The organism is Prochlorococcus sp. ALOHA_ZT_50, assembly GCF_022447305.1.
Taxonomy (GTDB): Bacteria; Cyanobacteriota; Cyanobacteriia; order PCC-6307; family Cyanobiaceae; genus Prochlorococcus_A.
This window is the reverse complement of the sequence record NZ_JAKVCI010000022.1, coordinates 20,771-29,325: the sequence shown is the minus strand read 5'-3', so window position 1 is coordinate 29,325 and position 8,555 is coordinate 20,771. Positions and strand designations below refer to the sequence as shown.

Below are 8,555 nucleotides of genomic sequence, written 5' to 3'. Positions count from 1 at the left end.
TCTATAAAACAGTATTTAGACAAAAATATTATTTTTTACTTATTTGAAAAGTTTAACGTTCTATCAAGTAAAAATAATTTCACAAATCCTTTCTATTATTATTTCTGGAATGTACCCGTAACATTTCTGCCATGGAGTTTTTTCGCAATTATTGGCACAATATACAATATTTCTCAAAGTAAAGAGAATAAATATATACTTGCTTTTTTTCCCTTAATTTTAGTAGCGACCCTTAGCATTTTCTCTACAAAAACACCCTACTATACTCTACAAATCTCATCTATTTTTTCATTAAATACTTATGTAGGAATAAAATATTTATTCAATTCTTATAGATATAGTCGATTTTTTATATTTATGACTTCAAAAATAATTCCATTATTTATATTTGCTCTAACTTTCACATATTATTTTTTCTTTAAAGATTCAATTAACTTTAATACAAAGGAAAATACATTTATAATTCTTGGATTATTATCTTTCGGCTTATCTTGGTCATTAATAAAACATAAAAATTCGTTCAAAGAAATATTAATAACTCTCATAATTGGGCCTTACTTATTCACTTCATTTATTTTGCAATCAGGTTTATTCACTGATAGATCTAGAGAACTAAGAGAGAAAATGGAATATGTTTCATCCCTTGATTTAGTAAAAAATCAAACGATCATGGTTGATAAAAAAGGAATCAACAACTCTCGATCGCAATCAAAAATCATAAGGATTTCTTTATCAACTCCTAAATTAGGTAGGGGATTAGAAAGTATTAATCAGTTAAAAAAATCTGAATTAGCATGGACAACTGACCTTAAAACAATAAAAAATAATGATGATTCTTTTGAAGTGATATACGAAAATGATGTTTTAAATCCATGGAAATTAATATTAAAAAAGTAAATAATCCATATATAATGGAATGTCGTTTGTAATCTTTAATAATGAGATCTGTTAATAGTTGGAATTTAACTAATAATAAACTTCATCAATTATTCAAAGACAATAACGAATTTATTTCTATTAAAGTCCGTGGTAATACTTGGGAGCCAATCACTAGATGGCTAAGATTAGATTCAAGAATTTTTAGAGAAACTACTAGCAAAGCAAGAATAACTTTATGCGATATTGAATCTCTAGCAGAAATTTATAACTACAGATCAATTAGATGGAAAGCAAAAAAACTAACTCCTATGCCCACTAAGGTAATTCCACAATCTATTAAAAATATTTTTCGGAAAATACCAATCATAAAACAACTCGCCTATGAACTCGAAATAGTTTTTTATAAATATAGTGAAAATATTTCTGAACATTTAATATCAATAGTAATTCCTGCAAGAAATGAAGCTGGTAATAAAGAACTTTTAATTAATGCTTTAAATAAATTCAAAAATATACCCAATAAATTAGAAATTATATTTGTTGAAGGTAATAGCAATGATAATACATATGACATTTTGAAAGAATTAAAAGAAAATTTCTCAAATTTCTTCAAGATATCTCTTTTAAAACAAACTTCTAAAGGGAAGAAAAATGCAGTCGTGGAGGGATTTAATATTTCTTCAGGTGAGACCCTCGCCATAATTGATAGTGATTTTACTGTAGATATTGATGACAGTATTGCAGCAATTATGGAATCAACCAAAAATAAAAATATCCTAATTAATTGCGCCCGCACAACTTTTCCAATGGAAAAAGATGCGATGAGATGGGCAAATTATATAGGAAATAGACTCTTCGCAATTTTTCTATCAATTCTCATAAATAAGCCTGTATCAGATTCACTCTGTGGAACAAAAGTTTTTTCAAGAAAATTCTTTAAACTTATGAAACAAAACGGAAGTTGGGATTCCAAGTCTGACCCATTTGGAGACTTTACAATAATATTTGAAGCTGCGAACAATAACATTAAAATACTAAATTATCCTGTTAGATATTACGCTAGAAAATCTGGAGCACCAAATATATCTAGATGGATAGATGGATTAAAACTTCTCAAAGTATGCTGGATTTATATGATTTCTGATATCTGAATTAAATAAAATTTTCGCGAGTATTTTCTTAGGATTTTTAATTTCTCCAAATTAGTAATAAAGTAGTTAGATTCTTAAAAGAAATAAATTCATTAAATTTCATGACATGAATTTTAATTTGAAGTTCGAAAAATTAAATAAAAAAAATTACCAAAGAAAGCACTATGGAAAAATACTAACTGTAAGATTGCCATGTAATCCAATATTTCCAATAGGACCTATTTATTTAGCAGACCATATTCATAAATGTTTTCCAGGTTTAGAGCAGCAATTCATTGATCTAGCAATAATTCCATCTAATAAAGTTTCCAAATATTTAGCTAGAAAAATTGATCAATTTAGACCACATCTAATCATTTTTTCATGGAGAGATATACAAATTTATGCACCTGTTGATGGTAGAAGTGGAAATCCCCTACAAAACTCTTTTGAAGTTTTCTACTCAAAAAATATCCTTAAAAAAATTAGAGGTTCTTGGGGAGGATTAAAATTAATTGCATCTCATTATGGAGAAATATATAGAAATACTTCTTTAGTCAAGATGGGACTAAAAAGAGCACAAAAATACAATAAAAATGTAAAAGTAATTTTAGGAGGTGGGGCTGTTAGTGTCTTCTATGAACAATTGGGAAATCTACTCCCAAAAGGAACTGTTATTTCAGTTGGAGAGGGAGAAAATCTCATAGAAAAAATCATTAGAGGAGATTCAATAGAGGAAGAAAGATGTTACATTGCTGGACAAAAACCTCGGAACAAATTAATACATGAACAACCTTCAGGCACTGTTAAAACTGCCTGCAACTATAAATATATTAAATCAATATGGCCTGAATTCGATTGGTATATAGAAGGTGGCGATTATTACGTAGGGGTACAAACAAAAAGAGGTTGTCCTCATAATTGTTGTTTCTGTGTTTATACAGTTGTGGAGGGGAAGCAGGTTCGCGTTAATCCTGTTAACGAAGTAATCAAAGAAATGAAGCAATTATATGATCTTGGAGTAAGGGGATTTTGGTTCACAGATGCACAGTTTATTCCAGCCAAAAAACATATTGAAGATGCAAAAACACTTTTGCAAGCAATTAAGGACCAAGGCTGGGACGATATTAATTGGGCTGCATACATCAGAGCAGATAATATTGATGCTGAGCTAGCTCAGCTTATGGTTGATACAGGTATGAGCTATTTTGAAATAGGTATCACCTCGGGATCTCAAGAACTTGTTAGAAAAATGAGATTAGCGTATGACCTTGAAACTGTATTAAATAATTGCAGAATGCTAGTCAAATCAGGTTTCAAGAATCATGTTTCAGTCAATTATTCATTTAATGTTTTTGATGAAACGCCCAGCACCATAAGACAAACAATTGCTTACCATAGAGAATTAGAAAATATTTTTGGTAAAGGCTTAGTTGATCCAGCTATATTCTTTATAGGTTTGCAACCTCACACTCTTCTTGAGAAGTACGCCTTGGAACATAAAATTTTGAAGCCAAATTATAATCCAATGAGCATGATGCCCTGGACAGCGAGAAAACTTCTTTGGAATCCAGGCTCACTAGGGAAAAAACTTGGTCAGGTTTGCTTAGAAGCTTTTGATAATCCAGAAGACGAATTTGGTAAAACAGTTATCGACATTCTTGAGAGAGAATATGGAAAGTCTTCCTTAAAAGAATCCCTAAAAGTCCGTCCTTTATCAGAAAGGAAATTAGCTCACTCTAAATAATAAATTCAACCGTTATTAATCCTCTTTCTCAATTGAACTAGAAATTCCTTTAGATTTTAATGATTCTGAGTAGAATTCTGCTGGCTCTAAATCACAAACAATTACTAAACCCACGCCCGTATTGTGTGCTTCAAGCATTATTGCAATAGCATCTTGTTCACTTAATTGCGGAACAACTTCTCGCAGTGAAATAGTGACATACTCCATAGAATTAACTGGGTCATTATGAAGTAAAACCTTATATTTTGGAGATTTATTTTTTAATTCAGCAGGTTTCTTTTCAATCACTGCTGAATTATTATTTACACTTTGTTCTAACTTTATAGATAGCATTAAATTTATTAGAGTTTAAATTGTACTAATAATTATATATTAATTATTCTTTCCATTGCATCAAGGACGTTTGATCGTGAGTTAAATGCTGACAAGCGAAAATAACCCTCTCCTGCTAATCCAAATCCGCTCCCAGGTGTTCCCACTACACTAACTTTTTGGAGAAGGAAATCAAAAAAGTCCCAAGATGTCATTTGATCTGGAACTTTAATCCAGATATAAGGAGCATTGTCCCCACCATAAACTTTATATCCTGCATTCTGAAGTTTATTTTTCATGATTTTTGCATTTTCCATATAAAAATCAATTAAACCTCTCACCTGTTTCTTCCCTTCAAGAGAATAAACAGCCTCTGCTCCTCTCTGAACCACATAACTTACTCCATTGAACTTTGTAGATTGTCGCCTATTCCAAAGAGGCCATAAGTCTATTTCCTCATTTGTTGAGCTCAAACCTTTGAGATTTTTAGGTATTACTGTAAAAGCACATCTAACTCCAGTGAATCCTGCATTCTTTGAAAAAGATCTAAATTCAATAGCACAATCCTTTGCTCCCTCAATCTCATATATTGAATGTGGAATATCATTATCTTGAATAAATGCTTCATAAGCTGCATCAAAAAGTATTAGAGATTTGTTTTGAAGAGCATAGTCAACCCACTTTTTCAATTCTGCTTTATTAATCGTTGCTCCAGTCGGATTATTAGGAAAACAAAGATATAAAATATCAACTTTTTTTTCAGGTAGTTCTGGCAGAAAGTTATTCCCCTCGTTTATTGCAAGATATGTCAATCCTTGATAAGTACCATTTTCAAGAGCATCTCCAGTTCTGCCTGTCATAACGTTACTATCTACATAAACAGGGTAAACAGGATCTGTTACAGCAATTGAATTATCTTTGCCAAGAATATCTAAAATATTGCTACTATCGCATTTAGAACCATCTGAAACAAAGATTTCTTCAGGTGAAATTTGACAGCCTCTCGAAATAAAATCATGCTCAGATATTTTTTCTCTGAGCCAAGAATAACCTTGTTCTGGTCCATAACCTCTAAAACCATCTGTTGTTCCCATATCATCTAAAGCTTTACCCATAGCCTCTATGCATGCTCTAGGTAATGGTTCTGTAACATCTCCTATGCCAAGCTTAATAATTTCAGCACTCTTATTTGATTGAGAATATATTTTTACCCTTTTAGCAATTTCAGGGAATAAATAGCCTGCTTTGAGTTTTAAATAATTTTCGTTTACTTGAACCACTTTAGATAAAAAATTTCACCAATATTAGAATAATGTATCAACGTGCTTTAGTGGTGATTAGATGTTAATATTATTTTAGTTATGGTTAATTTAAGAGATAATCATAGCTATGAATTCAATTTCAATTAGTTTGAAAATCGTTTAAAGCTTTATAAATAGCAGAATTCAATCACTATTAACTTTATTAATTTTAAAAAGTAAAAAATAAAAGCTATAAAAAACTTGCTTTATTAAAAGATAAAATCTAATTCTTTAATTTAGATGATTTTCAAAATCCAAATCATTCAGAATCAATTATATGTCTCAGCAAATTATCATCGCTGAGCAGGCTCGAATTGCAGCACTACTCACAGATGATCGAGTTGATGAATTAATCGTCGCACAAGGTCAATATCAAATTGGCGATATTTTTTTAGGAACAGTTGAAAATGTTCTCCCTGGCATTGATGCCGCTTTTATAAATATTGGTGAAAGTGAGAAAAATGGATTCATCCATGTTTCAGATTTAGGTCCACTAAGACTTAAAAAAGGGACATTTGGAATAACTGAATTACTAGAACCAAAACAAAAAGTTCTAGTACAGGTAATAAAGGAACCCACAGGATCTAAAGGTCCCAGACTAACCGGAAGTATTTCAATCCCAGGAAAATACTTGATATTACAGCCATATGGCCAAGGAGTAAATATTTCAAGAAAAATAAATACAGAAACAGAACGAAGCCGTTTGAAAGCTCTTGGGGTTTTAATAAAACCACCCAGCACAGGCTTGTTATTTAGAACAGAGGCTGAAAAAATAAAAGAAGAACTTCTAATTGAAGATTTAGAACAATTAATTCAACAATGGGAAAATGTACTAAAAGTTTCTGAAGCTTCTAATCCGCCAAATTTAATAAAAAGAGATGATGATTTCTCTCTTAAGATCTTAAGAGATCATATTAAAGAATCAACTAAAAGCATAATTATTGATAGTAAATTTTCAGTTGCAAGGGCAAAAGATTTTTTAATAAATTATGAATCTGATATAGATATTGAATTTCACGATAACAGTTTAAACCAACATATTTTCGAAAAGTACGAAATTAAGAAAACAATTCAAAAAGCTCTCCAGCCGAGAGTAGATCTTCCTTCGGGAGGTTATATCATTATCGAACCTACTGAAGCTTTAACAGTAATCGATGTAAACTCTGGATCATTTACAAGATCCGCCAACTCAAGACAAACCGTTTTGTGGACAAACTGCGAAGCAGCAGTTGAAATCTCAAGACAAATGAAATTAAGAAATATTGGTGGAGTTATAGTAGTAGATTTTATTGATATGGAATCTAGAAGAGATCAATTTCAGTTACTTGAGCATTTTACCTCAGCAATAAAAGATGATTCTGCTAGGCCTCAAATAGCTCAGCTTACTGAATTAGGCTTAGTAGAGTTAACCAGAAAAAGACAAGGTCAAAATATATATGAATTATTCGGTAAAAAATGTTCTACATGCGATGGTACCGGACATGTAGAAAATATATTAAATCACGAAATTTCTAACTTAAAAATTAAAAATGTTGAAAATAAATCTAATCAATCAAACAATCTAAAATCCTCAGATATACATCAATCAACTGATGAGCAGGAAAAAATAATTGACAAGGAATTAATTAACTCCAAAGACCTAAGTAAAGAGAATTCTTCTAATAAAAAAGAAAATGATAATGATAATTTGAACCAATCAAATTCAAAAGAAAAAAATATAATAACAGTTGATCTTACTAATGAAGAAAAAATTGTTTTCAGTCAATTAGGTATTAATCCACTTATAAAGTTAGGTAAAGAATATCTCACCAGCAATAATTTTGTGCGTTTAAAAGAAAGTAATAAAGAAACGGAAAAACCCTTAGATAATAAAAAAACAAAAGCAAAACAAATTAAAAAAATCTCAAAATCGGGAGAAGAAAAGATTCAAATTAAAATTGAAGCAAATGCAAATTCTAAAGATAAATCAACAAATAAAACTAATGAAAATAATGAAGTTGTATTTACAGATAAAAAGGATGAAATTGAACTTACAGATGAGCTAAACAATGCAAGAAAAAAAAGAAGAAGATCTTCAGCAAGCATTGAATAAAGTATTCGAAGTTGGAATAGATGAAGTTGGAAGGGGAGCAATTTTTGGTCCAGTTTTTTCAGCAGTTGTAGTATTGACTGAAAAGAATAAATTCATCTTGAAACAATTTGGAGTAACAGATAGTAAAAAACTAACTCCCAAAAAAAGAAAATTACTTTTACCAAAAATTTTATTACTCTCTTCAGATTATGGAATTGGGCAATCTTCGGCTAGAGAAATAGATAAGTTAGGTATCAGAGTTGCGACAGAACTTTCAATGATAAGAGCTTTAAAAAAATTAAAAGAAAAGCCATCTGAATTAATAATTGATGGCCCCTTATTATTAAGGCCATGGAACGGAATTCAGAAAAACATAGTATCTGGAGACTCAAAGTTTATCTCGATAGCTTCAGCAAGCATAGTTGCCAAAGTTTCTCGCGACAATCTAATGGAGAGGTTAGAAAAAAAATACTCAGGATACTTGATATTTAAAAATAAAGGTTATGGAACCAGAGAGCATCTTTCATTAATCAAAAAAAATGGAATAACTAAACTTCATAGGAAAAGTTTTTTAAAAAAATCAAATCTTATTTAATTCACACCAATCTAAAAAATCTTTTACTAGTTGCTGTTGAACCCTTGACTTTATACCCAACAGAATCCCATTTAATACCGAATGACCAGTAGATTCCAAAATTTTCTTTGGTACCAGCTTCAGTAGAGGGGGTTGGCTTACAGATACCCCAAGAAGCGCCTCACCTTCTAAACCAATATCAGTTGCTTCCAAATTCGCTTTCAAAATAAGATTAAAATCATCTATCATCCCCAAACCATCCAATGTACTTTCAAGGGCACTCATTTTTAAAATTCCATCTTTATTTTCTACCGCAATTGAGACAACAGGGTTAATATCTAATTGAAAAACCTTAAAACTTGTTACTGTATACTTATATCTACCTACTCCTTCTGGTACTAATTTTTTGGAGTCAAGCATTGCTCCAACAACTCTTTCTTCTTCCAAAAGATATTTAGAAAGATATTCTTTATTACGTGTTACAGAAAGCTTTAGTTTCTGTTTAGCATCAAAAGACAATAGCATTTTCTATATTCCTCCA

Annotated in this window: 7 protein-coding genes and 1 pseudogene; 5 read left to right on the top strand and 3 right to left on the bottom strand. The window is 30.7% G+C overall.

All coding sequences use genetic code 11. The features are described 5' to 3' along the window. From MK115_RS06850 to MK115_RS06840, 3 genes and pseudogenes are all read left to right on the top strand, one after another. Positions 1-897: pseudogene (locus MK115_RS06850) on the top strand (dolichyl-phosphate-mannose--protein mannosyltransferase); the annotation flags it as partial. 41 nt (positions 898-938) lie between these two features. Then, positions 939-2,030, top strand: coding sequence for a glycosyltransferase family 2 protein (locus MK115_RS06845; RefSeq protein WP_287610520.1), 1,092 nt, complete (start codon positions 939-941; stop codon positions 2,028-2,030). Positions 2,031-2,136: 106 nt separating this feature from the next. Then, positions 2,137-3,756, top strand: coding sequence for a photosystem II high light acclimation radical SAM protein (locus tag MK115_RS06840; protein WP_287610519.1), 1,620 nt, complete (start codon positions 2,137-2,139; stop codon positions 3,754-3,756). A 15-nt stretch (positions 3,757-3,771) separates the two neighbouring features. On the opposite strand, the gene clpS is transcribed toward MK115_RS06840, so the two are convergent. Continuing rightward, on the bottom strand, positions 3,772-4,089 hold the full coding sequence (gene clpS, locus MK115_RS06835) for an ATP-dependent Clp protease adapter ClpS (RefSeq protein WP_032516031.1): 318 nt from the start codon (positions 4,087-4,089) through the stop codon (positions 3,772-3,774). Positions 4,090-4,121: 32 nt separating this feature from the next. Further along, positions 4,122-5,348 carry an LL-diaminopimelate aminotransferase gene (locus MK115_RS06830; protein WP_287610518.1) on the bottom strand — a complete coding sequence of 409 codons (1,227 nt, stop codon included), beginning with the start codon at positions 5,346-5,348 and terminating at the stop codon, positions 4,122-4,124. A 298-nt stretch (positions 5,349-5,646) separates the two neighbouring features. On the opposite strand from MK115_RS06830, the gene MK115_RS06825 reads away from it, so the two are divergent. Both MK115_RS06825 and MK115_RS06820 read left to right on the top strand, forming a co-directional pair. Next, the gene (locus MK115_RS06825) at positions 5,647-7,461 is read left to right on the top strand and encodes an Rne/Rng family ribonuclease (protein WP_287610516.1); all 1,815 of its coding nucleotides are present in this window, start codon (positions 5,647-5,649) and stop codon (positions 7,459-7,461) included. Continuing rightward, entirely contained in the window at positions 7,418-8,035 is a 618-nt protein-coding gene (locus MK115_RS06820; protein ID WP_287610514.1) for a ribonuclease HII, read from the top strand. Before MK115_RS06825 ends, MK115_RS06820 begins: the two co-directional genes overlap by 44 nt. Here MK115_RS06820 and MK115_RS06815 read toward each other — a convergent pair. Further along, positions 8,021-8,539 (bottom strand): DUF1997 domain-containing protein, encoded by a 519-nt coding sequence (locus tag MK115_RS06815; RefSeq protein WP_025882416.1) that lies wholly within the window; start codon positions 8,537-8,539, stop codon positions 8,021-8,023. The two genes, MK115_RS06820 and MK115_RS06815, sit on opposite strands and share 15 nt — an antisense overlap. Positions 8,540-8,555 lie beyond the last annotated feature (16 nt).

What these genes read in the sequence shown, in the direction of transcription:
- MK115_RS06815 (WP_025882416.1), bottom strand. Translation starts at nt 8,539, where the DNA reads ATGCTATTGTCTTTTGATGCTAAACAGAAACTAAAGCTTTCTGTAACA.
- MK115_RS06840 (WP_287610519.1), top strand. Translation starts at nt 2,137, where the DNA reads ATGAATTTTAATTTGAAGTTCGAAAAATTAAATAAAAAAAATTACCAA.
- MK115_RS06825 (WP_287610516.1), top strand. Translation starts at nt 5,647, where the DNA reads ATGTCTCAGCAAATTATCATCGCTGAGCAGGCTCGAATTGCAGCACTA.
- MK115_RS06845 (WP_287610520.1), top strand. Translation starts at nt 939, where the DNA reads ATGAGATCTGTTAATAGTTGGAATTTAACTAATAATAAACTTCATCAA.
- MK115_RS06820 (WP_287610514.1), top strand. Translation starts at nt 7,418, where the DNA reads ATGCAAGAAAAAAAAGAAGAAGATCTTCAGCAAGCATTGAATAAAGTA.
- clpS (WP_032516031.1), bottom strand. Translation starts at nt 4,089, where the DNA reads ATGCTATCTATAAAGTTAGAACAAAGTGTAAATAATAATTCAGCAGTG.